18 protein-coding genes are annotated in these 13650 nt (G+C 65.9%); 11 read left to right on the top strand and 7 right to left on the bottom strand.

All coding sequences use genetic code 11. The features are described 5' to 3' along the window. Positions 1-193: 193 nt before the first annotated feature. Together ON20_RS36650 and ON20_RS21965 are read left to right on the top strand one after the other, a co-directional pair. Positions 194-346, top strand: a complete 153-nt coding sequence (locus tag ON20_RS36650) for a hypothetical protein (protein ID WP_157228939.1) — start codon at positions 194-196, stop codon at positions 344-346. Between the two features lie 194 nt (positions 347-540). Continuing rightward, complete coding sequence (locus ON20_RS21965; RefSeq protein WP_040838129.1) at positions 541-810, top strand: hypothetical protein; 270 nt, start codon at positions 541-543, stop codon at positions 808-810. Positions 811-1205: 395 nt separating this feature from the next. On the opposite strand, the gene ON20_RS21960 is transcribed toward ON20_RS21965, so the two are convergent. Further along, the gene (locus ON20_RS21960; RefSeq protein ID WP_157228938.1) at positions 1206-1634 is read right to left on the bottom strand and encodes a hypothetical protein; all 429 of its coding nucleotides are present in this window, start codon (positions 1632-1634) and stop codon (positions 1206-1208) included. Positions 1635-1835: 201 nt separating this feature from the next. Continuing rightward, on the bottom strand, positions 1836-2393 hold the full coding sequence (locus ON20_RS21955; protein WP_040838125.1) for a peroxiredoxin-like family protein: 558 nt from the start codon (positions 2391-2393) through the stop codon (positions 1836-1838). Between the two features lie 68 nt (positions 2394-2461). Here ON20_RS21955 and ON20_RS21950 point away from each other — a divergent pair, with 68 nt between their 5' ends. Together ON20_RS21950 and ON20_RS34685 are read left to right on the top strand one after the other, a co-directional pair. Beyond that, a complete protein-coding gene (locus tag ON20_RS21950; protein ID WP_040838124.1) occupies positions 2462-3079 on the top strand; it encodes a TetR/AcrR family transcriptional regulator in 618 nt (205 codons plus the stop codon). Positions 3080-3235: 156 nt separating this feature from the next. Beyond that, entirely contained in the window at positions 3236-3784 is a 549-nt protein-coding gene (locus ON20_RS34685; RefSeq protein WP_083865126.1) for an ester cyclase, read from the top strand. Between the two features lie 811 nt (positions 3785-4595). Here the strand turns inward: ON20_RS34685 and ON20_RS21935 are convergent. The 4 genes from ON20_RS21935 to ON20_RS33370 all read right to left on the bottom strand — a co-directional run bounded on the left by ON20_RS21935 (position 4596) and on the right by ON20_RS33370 (position 7385). After that, positions 4596-5216 carry a CPBP family intramembrane glutamic endopeptidase gene (locus ON20_RS21935; protein ID WP_040838120.1) on the bottom strand — a complete coding sequence of 207 codons (621 nt, stop codon included), beginning with the start codon at positions 5214-5216 and terminating at the stop codon, positions 4596-4598. 64 nt (positions 5217-5280) lie between these two features. Then, complete coding sequence (locus ON20_RS21930) at positions 5281-6327, bottom strand: NAD(P)H-binding protein (RefSeq protein WP_040838118.1); 1047 nt, start codon at positions 6325-6327, stop codon at positions 5281-5283. A 187-nt stretch (positions 6328-6514) separates the two neighbouring features. After that, complete coding sequence (locus ON20_RS21925; protein ID WP_040838116.1) at positions 6515-6730, bottom strand: hypothetical protein; 216 nt, start codon at positions 6728-6730, stop codon at positions 6515-6517. A gap of 1 nt (position 6731) precedes the next feature. Further along, the gene (locus ON20_RS33370) at positions 6732-7385 is read right to left on the bottom strand and encodes a hypothetical protein (protein WP_051163038.1); all 654 of its coding nucleotides are present in this window, start codon (positions 7383-7385) and stop codon (positions 6732-6734) included. 24 nt (positions 7386-7409) lie between these two features. On the opposite strand from ON20_RS33370, the gene ON20_RS38035 reads away from it, so the two are divergent. The 5 genes from ON20_RS38035 to ON20_RS21895 all read left to right on the top strand — a co-directional run bounded on the left by ON20_RS38035 (position 7410) and on the right by ON20_RS21895 (position 10343). Beyond that, complete coding sequence (locus tag ON20_RS38035) at positions 7410-7964, top strand: DUF5753 domain-containing protein (RefSeq protein ID WP_218002584.1); 555 nt, start codon at positions 7410-7412, stop codon at positions 7962-7964. After that, a complete protein-coding gene (locus ON20_RS21910; protein WP_040838114.1) occupies positions 7961-8173 on the top strand; it encodes a DUF397 domain-containing protein in 213 nt (70 codons plus the stop codon). Before ON20_RS38035 ends, ON20_RS21910 begins: the two co-directional genes overlap by 4 nt. 96 nt (positions 8174-8269) lie before the next feature. Further along, positions 8270-8521: a CopG family transcriptional regulator gene (locus ON20_RS21905; RefSeq protein ID WP_040838113.1), complete on the top strand. Its 252-nt coding sequence runs from the start codon at positions 8270-8272 to the stop codon at positions 8519-8521. Then, positions 8518-8952: a PIN domain-containing protein gene (locus ON20_RS21900; RefSeq protein ID WP_040838112.1), complete on the top strand. Its 435-nt coding sequence runs from the start codon at positions 8518-8520 to the stop codon at positions 8950-8952. Before ON20_RS21905 ends, ON20_RS21900 begins: the two co-directional genes overlap by 4 nt. A 185-nt stretch (positions 8953-9137) precedes the next feature. Then, positions 9138-10343: an NAD(P)/FAD-dependent oxidoreductase gene (locus ON20_RS21895; protein WP_040838110.1), complete on the top strand. Its 1206-nt coding sequence runs from the start codon at positions 9138-9140 to the stop codon at positions 10341-10343. A gap of 280 nt (positions 10344-10623) precedes the next feature. Here ON20_RS21895 and ON20_RS21890 read toward each other — a convergent pair whose 3' ends face one another. After that, complete coding sequence (locus ON20_RS21890; RefSeq protein ID WP_040838108.1) at positions 10624-11349, bottom strand: TioE family transcriptional regulator; 726 nt, start codon at positions 11347-11349, stop codon at positions 10624-10626. 81 nt (positions 11350-11430) lie between these two features. Here ON20_RS21890 and ON20_RS21885 point away from each other — a divergent pair, with 81 nt between their 5' ends. Beyond that, on the top strand, positions 11431-12579 hold the full coding sequence (locus tag ON20_RS21885; protein ID WP_040838106.1) for an erythromycin esterase family protein: 1149 nt from the start codon (positions 11431-11433) through the stop codon (positions 12577-12579). Positions 12580-13090: 511 nt separating this feature from the next. After that, positions 13091-13639 (top strand): potassium channel family protein, encoded by a 549-nt coding sequence (locus tag ON20_RS21880; RefSeq protein ID WP_040838105.1) that lies wholly within the window; start codon positions 13091-13093, stop codon positions 13637-13639. Positions 13640-13650: the final 11 nt, after the last annotated feature.

The following is a 13650-nucleotide window of genomic DNA, read 5'->3' as shown; positions in this document are numbered from 1 at the left end:
TCATACACAGGTCTTGACAATATCTCGGCACCGTCGGGCGGAACATCCTCCCAGGTAGACGTACGAGTTACCGTACACAGTGTGCCGCTGTGTGCGGTAACCGCTAAACGCCGGATCTCTCGAACATGTTCTTCGCCCTCCACTTCCCACTCATGGACCGTGAGCGGCAACCCGGATCCGGACGATGGGCAGGGTGGGCCCACACCAGCGGGGCTACGAGCCGGCCTCGATCGAAGAGGCCCAGGATCTGCAGAACCTCACGCTGGGGTTGATCGAGTACTTCTACATCGAACCCGCCACACTCGTCCGTATGCGCTGGATGGCGAAACGTCCGAAGACTCCCTGAGCGGCCAAATGACGGTTCTGACCGCCGGTGGCCACCCACCTCGATGCCGCGGCGTACGGCAGTCGTGATCCGTCCAGCGATACGCTGGTAGCCGTTCGACGAGATTCCCCTATCCGTACACACGGGCATGAATCCCGCTCGGATGCCTGAGCGGTCATCGACCGGACACTACGCATCGAGTGAGGAAGTGCCTTATGAACTCCAACATCCACCACGACCACGGACAAGCTCGCCGCGTGCTGGTACGCATCGCCGTCACGGCCGCGCTCGCGCTGATGCCGGCGACAGCCCTGACGGCCCCCGCACCCGCCGCCTCGGTAGTGCTCGAGCCCGCCGGCTCGGCCCAGACAACAGACGGCCACGGCACTCCCGTCCACGGTCACGGGTTCGGTCACGGTCACGGGTTCGGTCACGGTCACGGTCACGGGTTCGGCGGCTTGCCGTTCACCGGAAGCGCGTTCTGAGCCGGCTCGTCTTCCTCCGCGGGGCACTCCGAAACGTCAATTCTCCAGTGCAGGCGGCTTCGAACATCTCCACGGATACGATCGGCCTGGCCGTGTCTTGGAACCCCGGTTCCAAGAGGGGACATGGATGCAGGTCCGGGGGGCGGTAGCCTTTGCGCAAAATCAATGGATATGGACATAATCCCTGGTCAAAGATAGGGGTTACCGCAGATAGCGGTGCCGCTCCACGCACGGCCTGGTTGGCATAACCGCGGGCCGATGCTTCCCTTTGCCCCGGATAACAGCCGGTATCGGTACCGGCTGGGCAGCTTTGTTGGATTTCCGCCGTTGCTACCGGAACCCCAGAGCAGCAGGCCCTTCGGATCCGGTCGCCTCCGTCCACATGCGACGCCCCTTTATGCCCACGTCCAGTAGAGACCACGATCATCCTTCAATGCAGTCGTGAACAACCGGAGAAGCAACAGACGGTCGCGTTCCTGCCCGGGATTTCCAGGAAACCGGACCTCGGATAGGAGGATGAACGCGCGCCGGATCTCGTCGGGCATGAGATAGCCGACAACGTATCCTTCCTCGACCCGGCGTTCACCATCGAACTCGCTCACATACCCCAGAAGCGTGAAGGATTCCGCCTGATCTGCAACCGAGCCGGTCGGGTCGAGTGCAGAACGGACGTGTTCGACCAAACTGACCGAATCCCCGTCCGGGCGCACTCGCCTGCTGATGATGTCGCCCTCGATCGTCCCGTCGATGCTCCACCCGAGGTCCGGCTCGTCGACTGTGCAGTAGATCAACTTCATGACGTGAGCAGCGGCGGCGGAGCACATGTCCGCCTGGGCAGCGAAGCGCTGAGCGTCGAAGGCGTGTGGGTGGTAACAGATCGACACGACGCCCCAGGATAGCCGCGCCCGGAGCGGGTCTATTCAACTCGGGGTTCGGATTGACCGCTCCGTAGCCGAACGCGCCGGCCAGAAGTCCGCCGGACACCAGTGCCGCCGCTCGGACGGCGACGGTGGAACGCACGCGGTTCACCGTTGTTCCCCACGAGCGGCGTGGGCGAGCAGTTCGTCGACCGACCACTGGTCGTCCACGTGGGTACCGTACTTGGCGGCCGATACGGTTCCATCGGGGGCGATGAGGAAGTCGGCGGGCAGGCCCAGGCGTCCGCCTTCGGGTTTGGCCGGGGGAGCCGGGCGTTCCTTGCGCCGGACGGCCTGGATTTCCGTGGCGACCGCGCGGCCGATGGTCGCCCATCCGCGCGGATCGAGGAGGGCCCGGGCGCCGGATTCCACCCCGAATTCGCGGTAGAGCTCGCGTTCCGGGTCGGCGATCACGTCCAGCGGCAGATCGGCGGTGTAGGTGCGCAGTTCCGCGGCGCCGGAATGGAAGACCACGACTTCGTGAATGCCGGCGGCGCGGACCTCGTTGTGTCGGGCCACGATCGACCGCAGGTGCAGGCTACACACCAGACACCCGGCGAAACGCCGGAATTGCAGGTGAATCAGGTGATCGGAGTCGGGTATCGACACCTGCGCGCCGGTAACGGTGACGAGGGTGCGGGAAGTAGCGGTGGCGGATAATGTCACGAACTCTCCTGTAGGTGTACTAAGTACGCTTACATCTAGTATGCGCGTACCTTGTACTCTGTCAATCCGTGCCCCGCCCTCGCTCCCTCACCCACGACCAATTGGCGGCCGCCGCGCTGGCGGTCATCGACCGCGAGGGGCTGTCGGCGCTGACCATGCGTGCCGTCGCCAAGGAACTCGGTATGGCCACCATGGGGCTGTACCGATATGTGTCCGACCGGCAGGCACTGGAGGTGCTGGTGGTCGACCACGTATTCCGCTCCCTCGACCTCACATTGCCCGCCGCCGATTGGCGTGACCGTATCCGGCTGCTCCTGGACCGGATACGGGTTGCGATGGCCCGACACCCCGCGGTCGTCCCGCTCGTGTTACGCCACCGACAGGCCGCGCCGACGTCACTGCGGTTCATCGAGGCCATGCTCTCGGTCCTCGCGGACGGCGGCCATACCGGCCTGGACCGAGTGATCGCCCAGCGCACCCTGGTCGGCTACCTGCTCGGATACCTCCAGAACGAGCATTACGCCGCGCTGACGGGCTCGGGCACGATCACCATGTCCGAACTGTCCCCGGACGAATTCCCGTACCTGGCCCGCACCGCCACCGAAGCACGGACCGTATCGCCCGATGAGGAGTTCCGGCGAGGACTCGACATCGTGCTTCGCGGACTGGCCGTGCCGCCCGGGTAACAGCCCGATTCCGACCGGGTCCGGTCCCTCTTCCGCAGCACAAGGGGCCCGTGCGCCGGAACACCGGAACTCCGGCCGGCGCGACCTCGCCGCGCCGGCCGGAGACGCCGCTCAGGGACGCGCGGACCGAGCGACGCCGGCGCCGTGGTGCGGCGGATGCAGGAGTGCTTCAACACTCGGCAATTCGATCAAGCCGATGAACTCGTGGCCTCGGACTTCTTCGGCCACGCACTCGGCACCACCGGGTTCGAGGCGGGCAAGGACGCCTGGCGCAGCGTTGTTGCCCGATTCCCCGATATGAGTGTCGTCGCCGAGGACATTCTCGTCGACCACGACAAGGTCGCTGTCCGCTCGTCCATCGAGGGTGTCCCAACGACGGACGGCGGCCCGCAGCCGATGCTGATCGAGATCTTCCGCATCCGGGATGGCCGGATCGCGGAGGCGTGGGAACTCGGCAAGGCCTGCCATTCAGCGCGGAGACCGTATGACAGAAACCGCCGCGATACCTCTGATCGCATGGCGCAGGGACAGACATCGTTCCTCCGTGCCGGTGAGCCGGGTTCAGTGATCGGTCAGTGGCAGTTCGTCTCCGGGGATGCCGCCGAGCAGGACGTGGAATCGTTCGAGGGGGCAGCACAGCTCGTCGATGGTGTATCCGGGTGTTCCGACGAACTCGGTGAACATCGACTCGGCCATAGCGGGTGATGATCTTGGTGAGCTGCTTGTCGTCGGGACATCCTGTATACCCGGCACACCACGAACGGCAGAGAATTGAGCCACAGGGCGTAGACGATTCGCAGGGGGACTCGAGGTGTCCGAGTCATACGACCGAGGGAGACATAGTGAACGGTGACAGGAAGTCAGGAACAGTCTCCTTCGGCACCGTTCGTGGTTCGCTCGCACTCATGGCGGCCTTGGGAACCGTGTTCTTCGCAGGAGCTGTGGTGCTGTTCTCATCGGCCGATTCCATGCTCGAGATGCGCACCGCGGAACTACTCGAGACGCGGTGTAGGCGAGACATCCCTATACCTCTGTCTGTGTACCTGTTCAACTACGCAGGGGCGATGCTCTTGATAGGGGCGTCCGCCGCTTTCGGTGTTCTTGTGTTGATGCTCGTAGGAGAAGGCTCGGATTCCGAGTCGCCGCCATCACGGCGACCGCTATCGTCCTGGTGATAACTCTCGGCTATTCGTTTCTGGTACTCGCTGCGATAGTCGCACCAAGCTCCGATGAACCGACTTCTTCGAGCTATCGTCCATGTCCGTCCATGACATAGGAAGGCGGACCAATGGTCGACGGACGGATCAATTGGCCGAGTGGTCCGCGGCGCCGATCGGCAGGGAGGCCATGGGTGGTCGGGAACTCTCGGGTGGCACCGCGGTATGTCGGTGCGCGCGAAGTAGGTGAGCTTGTCGGGGTTCACGATCAGCCGAACGGCGGACACATCTTCGAGGCTCGGATCGGCCGATCCGATTGCGAGGTGCGTCGAGGCTCGAGACCCATGCTTGGAGAGCGCTCAGAACAGACGTGGCAGAACGAGCATCATGGTCGCCGACCAGACCAGGTGGGTGCATACCGGCGCGAGGATCCCACCGGTGGCGCGGCGTTGCGCGGCGCAGGCGAGGCCGAGCGGGACCGCGGCGAGTACCAGCATCGGATTGCCGGTGAACGCGGTCACCGCCGTATAGGCGAGTGTGGAGGTGAGAATCGGGCGATGCCGTTGCAGCAGGGTGTAGACCGGACCGCGGAAGAACATCTCCTCGGCGACGGCGTTGAGCAGGGCGACGATCACCACCACGCTGCCCTGCTGCATATGCGCCAGCACCTCGGTGATAAGCGAATCCGCCCACGGAAGCAGGCGAGCAAGCGCACCTCCGGCGACGAATACGGCCGCCAGCACCACCCCCACCGCCGTGCCGAGTGCCACCGCCCGCCCCGTGTCGCCGGTCACCGGGGGAAACCGGCCCGCGGGTGCCGGGCCGGCGGCGAAAGCGCCGAGTACCCAGACACCAGCCAGCAGGGTGGTGGTCACGCCGAACGCCGCCGCGCCGCCGATGTCGCCGGCCAGTGACAGCGCGAGCAACACGCAGCCGGTGACGACGGCGATCGCGACGGCCAGGTAGTTCTTCCGGCTCATACCCGATGGTCACGTCCTTCGCCGGCCGAGGGCAAATCGCCGGTTCCGCGCGCGACGCCCACGGTCACCACCAGCGCACCGGTGCCAGCAGAAGGTTCAGGCCGCGTCGCGCGCAGCGTTCGGCACGGGTGCGGTCGCCACCGGCCCAGACGGGATCGGTATCGGCCAGGTGGTGCACGTCGGTCAGTTCGGTCACGGGTACCGGATAGGGGCCGGCCAGTGCGGCGGCCATAGCCTGCCGAACCGTCAGCAGACCGCCGGGCGGATCCGGCACGAACCGGCGCACCCGATCATCCGACACGGTCATGGGGCAGTCCAGTGACCGGATGAGAGCGGCCGCCAACCGTGTCGGTACCGGTATCAACCACGCGCCCAACCACCCCGCCAGGCGGGTATCGATACCGGGCAGGGTGACGGTGAAACGCGGCCACCGGATCAGCCGTAGATAAGTGAACAGCACGTCCCGGTAGCTGCTGGAGTCGGCGCCGCGGATGTCATAGGCGCCGGGCGGCAGGAGTTCCGGGTCCGCGGCCGCGACCAGATACCACAGCGCGTCCCGGATCGAGATCGGGTCCATGACGTTGTCGACCCATTCCGGCAAGGGCACGACCGGAAGCCGATCGGCCAGATACCGCATCATCTCGAACGATGCCGAGCCGGCGCCGAGAATCATCGCGGCCCGCAGCCACACCAGTTCCGCGCCCTCGGCCAATGCCTCCCCGACCTCGGCGCGGCTGCGCAGATGCGGGGACAGCTGCTCGTCCGCCGGCACGAAACCGCCCGCGTACACGATCCGCCGCACCCCGGCCGTGCGCGCCGCGTGCGCGAAATTCTCGGCGGCGCGGCGGTCGCCGGTGGTGTACGCGTGACCACCGATGTCGTGTATGAGGTAGTAGGCCACGTCGATATCGCCCACGGTGACGAACGCGGCCCGGATGGCGGCCGGATCATCGACGTCCAGCCGCACCGCCTCCACGCGGTCGGCCCACCCGTAGCGGGCCACCCGGCGCGGCGACCGGCTCGCGACGACCACCGAATGCCCGATCTCCAGCAATACCGATACCAGCCGGGACCCGACATATCCGGTCGCGCCCGCCACGAGGATCCGCACCACACACCCCCATATCGTTTCTTCGAACGAGGAAGCGATCCGGTCGGCCGGCCCGAAGCGCACGATACGGCGAAGACCTGCCCTCCGTGGCTCCGCTGCCCGACGGGCCACCTCCAGTTTGCCACCCGATAGCCATGGCCGTGGGTAGCTCGGCGGCCGGCATGCCGTCGGACCCGACGGGTGGCCGTTATCGACCCAGGTACAGACGCTCGCAGGGCAGGCGCGGAAGGTCCCGCCCGTCGTCGACCGTCACGGCCGCCGCATGCGCTCCGTACAGAGCCGTCCACTCGGGAACGAACAGCGCCGCGGCCGTCGCGCGGGCCCGGTACTCCATGCACAGCCCGTGCAGGAACACGGTGAGCCGCACATCGGACTCCGGGGCAGGATCGACAGGTTCGGCCATGTCATATCCGTCCGAGTCCGTCGAGCAGCCGCCGTAGCACTATCGGCGACTCCGTGGTCATCATGCCGTCGGGCTCGAGCCGGGGAAACGGGATACCGCGCTCGGCCGCCCGCTTCCGAGGGCTCAGCCTGGCCGGAACGAGCCGACCCGCCTCGACCAGCCGCGTCAGGGCGGTGGCCTTGCGTGGGCAGTTCAGCGCGCGGCATTCCTTGTGCATCTGCATGATTCGATGCGCATCGCCGATACTCAACCATCGCCCGGGATCACTGTGCTGATCCGGAAACCATCGCTGCTCGGGAGCCGAACCCCCTGGACGGCTACCGATTTTCGCCCAAAACTGCTCGGGGCTGACGGTGATCAGATGGCAGGTATCGCACACCGGCTCGGGCCGATTGTCCACATGCGCCAATTCGGGCACGATCAGTGCCGTGGCATCGATACACCGGACGATGCCGAGGACGTGGTCCATCGGGTTGGGAACCGAGTTCTGCCAAAGTCTTACGAGATAGACCAGGTTGTATCCCTGTCGGCGAGCCAAGGGCCGGATATCGTGCGCGTGATGAGGTTGGTGATCACCGGAGATATCGGCCCTGATATAGCCGATCGCCCGTGGACGCCGAGGATTTCGCACCCCGATCGCGTTCTCCATCGTCATGATTCGAGCCTTTTCGGTCAGCTGGTGCCCCCGACGACGGTGTTCCAACTCACGTTGCTTCCAGGCTTGCTGCAAACCCCTGAGTACCGCCGATGGCTTATAAAGACTGCCGACCCGACCATGTCTGCGGTCGACGTAGAACGGCGGTTGGAGCCGACCGCGCGTCGACAGCACAGGCTGGCCTATGATTCGGACTTCTCCCTGGAAGCGTTGCTTTCGGAATCGGCATTGCGACACCAAGTCGGGGGGCGAGGCGTGATGAGCGAGCAATTGAGGAATCTAGCGAACGCAGGCAGCCAGTCGAACATATCCATCCGCGTGATCCCATTCGGTGTCGGTGGGCACTTCGGATTGATAGCCCAGTCGTTCACCTTGTTCGAGTTCCCGCCGCTGCACCTCAATCGGATGCCGGAGCCTCCGGTGGTGTTTGTAGAAGGCTTCACAGGTGCGTTGTTCCTGGAAGACGAAGGTGTCATCGAACGCCATCGGTCGGCGGTGGAGAACCTGCGCGAGGTAGCGTTGAGTGAGAACGACACCGGGCGACTGGTGCAGGAAATCGCAGAGGAGTACGCCGCGTGACCAGGGATTTGTCCGGTGCGAGCTGGTTCAAGAGCAGCTACAGCCAGCCGAGCGGGGACTGTGTCGAGGTTGCCTACCTCGTCGATGGTCTGATAGGTGTCCGTGATTCGAAGAACTCGTCCGGTCCGGCGTTGTTCTTCACGCCGGCTGAATGGGATTCCTGCACCGCAGGTGTTCTGAGCGGCAAGTTCGCTCGGTCGCAGGGCTGACGACCTCCATGCCTGTGGGGCGGAGATGCGCATCCTTGGTGATTCGCAGTCCAGAGAACCGGTCGGCCTGGCTGCTGGTGGGGGTGCCATAACCATATGGCACTGAAGAAGACGACAGTCATGGTCGACGAGGAGTATCTGACGATCATCAAGGAAGTCGCCGCGCGCGAGGGGCTGCCAGAGTCCGAGTACTTCCGGGAAGCATTTCGTATTGCCGCGCTGCGAGCTCGGCGCTGGGAGGGGGACTGGGATATCCCGGAAATCGGGCTTGGTGGGCCGGTTACCGACGATGACGTCCGGGCTGCCGTCGAAGACGCCGCGAATCGCAATTACGGCCGTACCGCGTGATCGTCATCGGCGATACCTCCGGGTTGGTCGCAGCGTTCAATACCGATGACCCGGAACATGCGCGTGCCCGCAGGGCTTTGCGCGAAGCCTCGGCGACAGTGATCTCGCCTCTCGTCTTCGCAGAGATCGAGCACATCCTCACTCGCAATGTCGATCGCAAGACCGCGCACGCCGTGCGGGACTGGCTGCTCCGGCAGGAGCGCTCCATGCGCGTCCTGATAGCCGAGACACCGGGCGCTGTTCTGCGTGCGGCCCGCGCGGTCCAGGACCGGCATACCGAGTTGCGTCTCGATCTCGCCGATGCCGTGAACGCGGTGTTGGCCGAGCGGTACGAAACGGACACAGTACTCACCCTCGACCGATGGGATTTTCGCGCGGTACGCCCACTGACCGGCCATCCTGCGTTCCGGCTGCTGCCTGACGACCTGTGACCGGCGGCCGCTGACCCGCCCCCGGGGTGTGTTCGACTCCCCAAACCGGACGTCTCCTCCGCAGCGGCTCCGATCGCGGCGCCGCGTGTCGGGCACACGTCCATGGAGTGATCTGCTTCACGTACTGTCACAACGATCGAGCCCGCGGTGTCTTGTGGTCGAACCCTCGGAACGAAGGAGACACCATGACCGAGAACACCGATGTGCTCGTGCTCGGCGGCGGATATGCCGGCGTCATGGCGGCCAACCGCCTCACCCGGCGCGACGATGTGACAGTGACCCTGATCAACCCGCGCCCGACCTTCGTCGAACGCATCCGTCTGCACCAACTGGTGGGCGGGACCCACGAGGCCGTCGTCGACTACCGGGAGGTCCTGGCCGACCGCGTCCGGCTCGTGGTCGACACCGCGACACGGATCGACGCTTCCGAACGCAGCGTGCGGTTGGCGAACGGCGGCACGGTCGGCTACGACTACCTGGTCTACGCGATCGGCAGTGGCAGCGCCGATCCGGACGTGCCCGGAGCAGCCGAGTTCGCCTACCCGATCGCCACACTGGAGGCGGCCCAGCGGCTGCGGCCGGTTCTCGACGCCGCACCCGCGACGGCCGAGGTGACGGTTGTCGGAGCCGGTCCGACCGGTATCGAGACAGCCGCCGAACTGGCCGAACAAGGCCGCAGGGTGACCCTGGTATGCGGCGGGGTACTCGGCCCCTATCTGCACCCGCGGGGTCGGCGGTCGGTGGCCGGGCGGCTGGCGGCGCTCGGTGTGACGGTGCTCGACGGCCCCGGCACGACGGTGACGGCGGTGACACCCGAGACGGTGCAGCTCGGAGACGGCCGCACGCTGCCCGGCCAGGTAACCATCTGGACCGCCGGTTTCGGCGTGCCGGACCTTGCCCGCCGTAGCGGACTGAGCACAGACGCCGTCGGCCGCCTGCTCACCGACGAGACGCTGACGAGTGTGGATGATGCGCGCATCGTCGCGGCCGGGGATGCGGCGGCACCGTCGGACCTGCCGCTGCGGATGAGCTGCCAGGCCGCGATGCCGCTGGGCGCGCGGGCCGCCGACACGGTGCTGGCCCGGATCGCGGGCGAGCAACCCTCGACCCTCAACGAGGTGTTCGCCGGCCAGTGCATCAGCCTGGGCCGACACGCCGGCATCTTCCAGTTCGCGCACAGGAACGATGTCGCGCTGTGGTTCCACATCGACGGTCGCCCTGGAGCGAAGCTCAAGGAGTTCGTGTGTAAAGGCATCCTCGGGCACTTGGCCGATGAGGCACGTAAGCCCGGCTCGTACGGCTTGCACCGAGTCTCGGGAGGCGCCAAGCGCCGGCAGCTGCTCCAGGCCGAACGCAACAAGGTGCCGGCCATCGCCGAACGGGCAGCCTGAGACACGTATCGGCGGCTCGTTGGGAACGGAGTCTGCCCGCATACCGACTGCCGGACACCGCCGCACGTATGCGCTCATAGACGGTTCCGAGCAGCGGACCGCCGGCAGCACGATGCACCGGCGTTGTCGACGACCGCGCAAGCGAGCCGGGCCGGCCGCCCGGCTCGGCTCGTATACCGGTCACGCGGCTTCTCCGTTTCGGTCGGCTGCTCGGGCACCGCGATTCCGCCGTCTCGTCGTGGACGCTGCCCGTGAGCCCCGAACCCGGATGGGGCGTGGTCTACTCCGGCCCGGCCTGGTCGAGAACACCCAGGTAGCGGTCGAGCCGGGCGGAGGCTGTGAGCATGGCAAGTCCCCGCTCGGTCAGCTTTCGTTGCCAACCGGCCAACGCGCCGGCCAACGCGGTGGTGCCACCGGCTTCACGGATCTGGTGGACCACGGTGGCGATATGGGCCAGGGGATAACCGCCCCGTCTGAGTAGATGGGTGAGCTCGGCATCGCGGATATCGTTTGCGCGGTAGATGCGGTATCCGGTGATGGGCTCACGCGCGGGCGCGAGGATGCCCGCGTCCTCCCACTTGCGAAGGGTCGCGGGGGTGACACGCAGCCGGTACGCGAGTTCGCCGATGGTTCGGGTCCCGGGGTCCACCGGTCGGTTCGGAGCGGCGTCCGTCTCCGCCGTCAGGTGTGCTATCGCTTTCCGTACCGCGTCGAGGGTGTCACGGTCGCGCAGCAACTGGTGATGGCCGCAGTCGATGATTCGCAATGCGCCGTCGAGTTCACCGGTGTTGAGCGCGTGCATGATCCGTCCGGCCGCCGAGTGGCCGTGAGCCGGTATGAGCGCGAGAAAGGCACGCAGCGCCGCCGCGTGCACCTCGGTGTAGACGCGGTAACCGCTACGGGTGCGCTCCGCGGGCGGGATGAAGCCGTCCCGTTCGTAGTTGCGAACCGCCTGGGTCGAGATGCCGTGCTCACGGCCGAGGTCCGAGGGACGCAAGATAACCACCTTTTTGAGGCTTTATCGGACAATAGAGGGAGAACTTCCAAACAAGTCTCAACATATCTTTCAACGATACGATCAAGACGCATGAGTCAGGACATTCGAGACCTCCTCCCCACACCATGTGACCTTTTGGCCCTCGGCGAACCGACACACGGGGAACCGGCCTTCGGATGGGTTCGCAACGAACTGTTCGCTCGACTGGTCGACCACGGCTTTCGGTCGATCGCCCTCGAGACCGACCGCGTGGCCGCGCTCACCGTGAACGACTTCGTTCAGGAAGGGGCGGGAACCCTCGACGCGGTGATGCGCGAAGGTTTCAAGCCGGGCTTCGGCGATCTGGACACCAACCGGCACCTGATCTCCTGGATGCGCGAATACAACCGCGACCGTCCGCCGGTCGAACGCCTGGCCTTCCATGGTTTCGACGCTCCGATCGAGATGACCACCGCGCCCAGTCCGCGACGCTATCTCGAATATGCCCGCGACTACCTGGAACTCGACCTCGACCTCGCGAGCCTCGCCGGCGACGACGAACGGTGGAGTCGCCCGGAGGCGGTGATGGACCCGACCGTATCGATCGGCGCCACGGTCGAGGCGCAGCGGCTGCGATCGATCGCCGACGACATGCTCACCGCACTCTACGCACGCGCACCGGAACTGATCGCGGCGACCTCGCACGGCGAGTGGCGCAGGGCCGAAACATATCTCGCCGCGGGGATCGGTTTGCTGCGCTACCACAACCGGTCGGCACTGCGCATCGAACAGAGCGCGCGGATGTCGCGCCAACTCGCCACCCGGGACGCGACCATGGCCCGAAACCTCCTCGATATCCGAGACGCCGAGGCGCGCCGAGGCGCGACGCTGGTTTTCGCGCACAACCGCCACGTGCAGCGAAATCCGAGCCACTGGCATCTGTGGGATATGGACCTCACCTGGTTCGGTGCCGGCGCCATCGTAGGGTCCCTGGTGGACGAGCGGTACACCGTCATCATCGGCAGCCTGGGCCGCAGCGAAGCTCTCGGGCTCCGGGACCCCGAACCGGGGAGCTACGAAGGCTGCCTGCAGAGCCGTATCGCCACGTGGGGTCTGACCGCCCCCACCACGGTCACCACTGCCCGTATGCGCTCGGATGTCACCCCGCGGCAGGGCTACTTCCCGCTGGACCGGGCGACCATCGATGCCGCCGACGCGATCCTGCACATCGCCGACGGATCGGCCCTCGGGCCCGCGTAGGGCGAGGTCCGGCCGTCCACACAGGGAGACGAGACGTGATCGGTCGCGACCACTTCGCCCGCGCGGCGGTCGCCGGTCGAGCCGGAGACCCGACAGAGTTACCCGGAAGGGACATCAGTCGGCCGCCGTGGTCCACAGTGCGCTGATCGGCAGGGAGTGTTGTGGATCCGCCGAGAGTTGTTCCGTGAATCTGCCGAGATTTCTCTCGCGGATCTGCCGGAATAGGCGCCGTGGATCTGCCGGCCTGTGCGGTCCGACGCGCGGGATTGCCGTACGCCGTGCGCGGGAGACCCCCGGGTGGCATAGGCGGTATGGTTCCGACCGGAGAAGAAGCCGATTCGCTGTCCCAGGTGCGTGATGTCCCGCGCAATAGTGGCCGGGTGTCGGCGCCCCGATGCGACTCGATATGGCGATCCGGACAATCCCGACGTCCGGAAAGCCGCGGGAAACATGACGAATTCGTCGGCGCGTCCGGCGATGGACCGAGACCCCGCGGGCCGATCATGACCGCATGTCCTCTCGACGTGTCGGTGGTGGCGCGCACCTGTGGCGTAATGCGATCACGGTGGCCTGTGCGCTGCTGTCCTACTACTGCGTCCCTTTGGACTTCGATTTTCACGACAATTGGCCTGGGCGGATCGTGTCCACAGTGGCGTTTCTCGTCGGGCTGGTCGGGTTGGCGTGGCTGATCTACCGGCGGCTCGTGTGGTATCTGGCGGCGACCCGCGATACCGCGCAGCGGGTCGACGGTCTGCTGCTCCTGCTCACGTTGGTGGTCGTGTTCTTCTCGCTCTTCTATTACGTGCTCGAACTACGGGAGCCGGAGCAGTTCGACGGCCTTTCGACCCGTACCGACGCGCTCTATTACACCGTCGCCACCTTGGGGACCGTGGGGTTCGGCGATGTTCACGCGGTCGGGCAGGTCGCACGGATCGCCGGCATCGTGCAGATCATCTTCGACCTCGTGGTGATCGGCACGCTGCTGTCGGTGATGACCACCGGTATCGGGCGGCGCCTGGACAATATCGACACCCGCCGACCGGACGAACGGTCCCGATGATGTCGGTGGTC

It is taken from the genome of Nocardia brevicatena NBRC 12119 (genome assembly GCF_000308495.1).
GTDB lineage: Bacteria > Actinomycetota > Actinomycetes > Mycobacteriales > Mycobacteriaceae > Nocardia > Nocardia brevicatena.
The sequence above is the reverse complement of the archived record's forward strand: the minus strand, read 5'-3'. Positions and strand labels throughout refer to the sequence as shown.

What these genes read in the sequence shown, in the direction of transcription:
- ON20_RS34685 (WP_083865126.1), top strand. Translation starts at nt 3,236, where the DNA reads ATGCAGGAGTGCTTCAACACTCGGCAATTCGATCAAGCCGATGAACTC.
- ON20_RS21905 (WP_040838113.1), top strand. Translation starts at nt 8,270, where the DNA reads ATGGCACTGAAGAAGACGACAGTCATGGTCGACGAGGAGTATCTGACG.
- ON20_RS21925 (WP_040838116.1), bottom strand. Translation starts at nt 6,730, where the DNA reads ATGGCCGAACCTGTCGATCCTGCCCCGGAGTCCGATGTGCGGCTCACC.
- ON20_RS21965 (WP_040838129.1), top strand. Translation starts at nt 541, where the DNA reads ATGAACTCCAACATCCACCACGACCACGGACAAGCTCGCCGCGTGCTG.
- ON20_RS21880 (WP_040838105.1), top strand. Translation starts at nt 13,091, where the DNA reads ATGTCCTCTCGACGTGTCGGTGGTGGCGCGCACCTGTGGCGTAATGCG.
- ON20_RS21935 (WP_040838120.1), bottom strand. Translation starts at nt 5,216, where the DNA reads ATGAGCCGGAAGAACTACCTGGCCGTCGCGATCGCCGTCGTCACCGGC.
- ON20_RS21895 (WP_040838110.1), top strand. Translation starts at nt 9,138, where the DNA reads ATGACCGAGAACACCGATGTGCTCGTGCTCGGCGGCGGATATGCCGGC.
- ON20_RS21885 (WP_040838106.1), top strand. Translation starts at nt 11,431, where the DNA reads ATGAGTCAGGACATTCGAGACCTCCTCCCCACACCATGTGACCTTTTG.
- ON20_RS33370 (WP_051163038.1), bottom strand. Translation starts at nt 7,385, where the DNA reads ATGACGATGGAGAACGCGATCGGGGTGCGAAATCCTCGGCGTCCACGG.
- ON20_RS21960 (WP_157228938.1), bottom strand. Translation starts at nt 1,634, where the DNA reads ATGTGCTCCGCCGCCGCTGCTCACGTCATGAAGTTGATCTACTGCACA.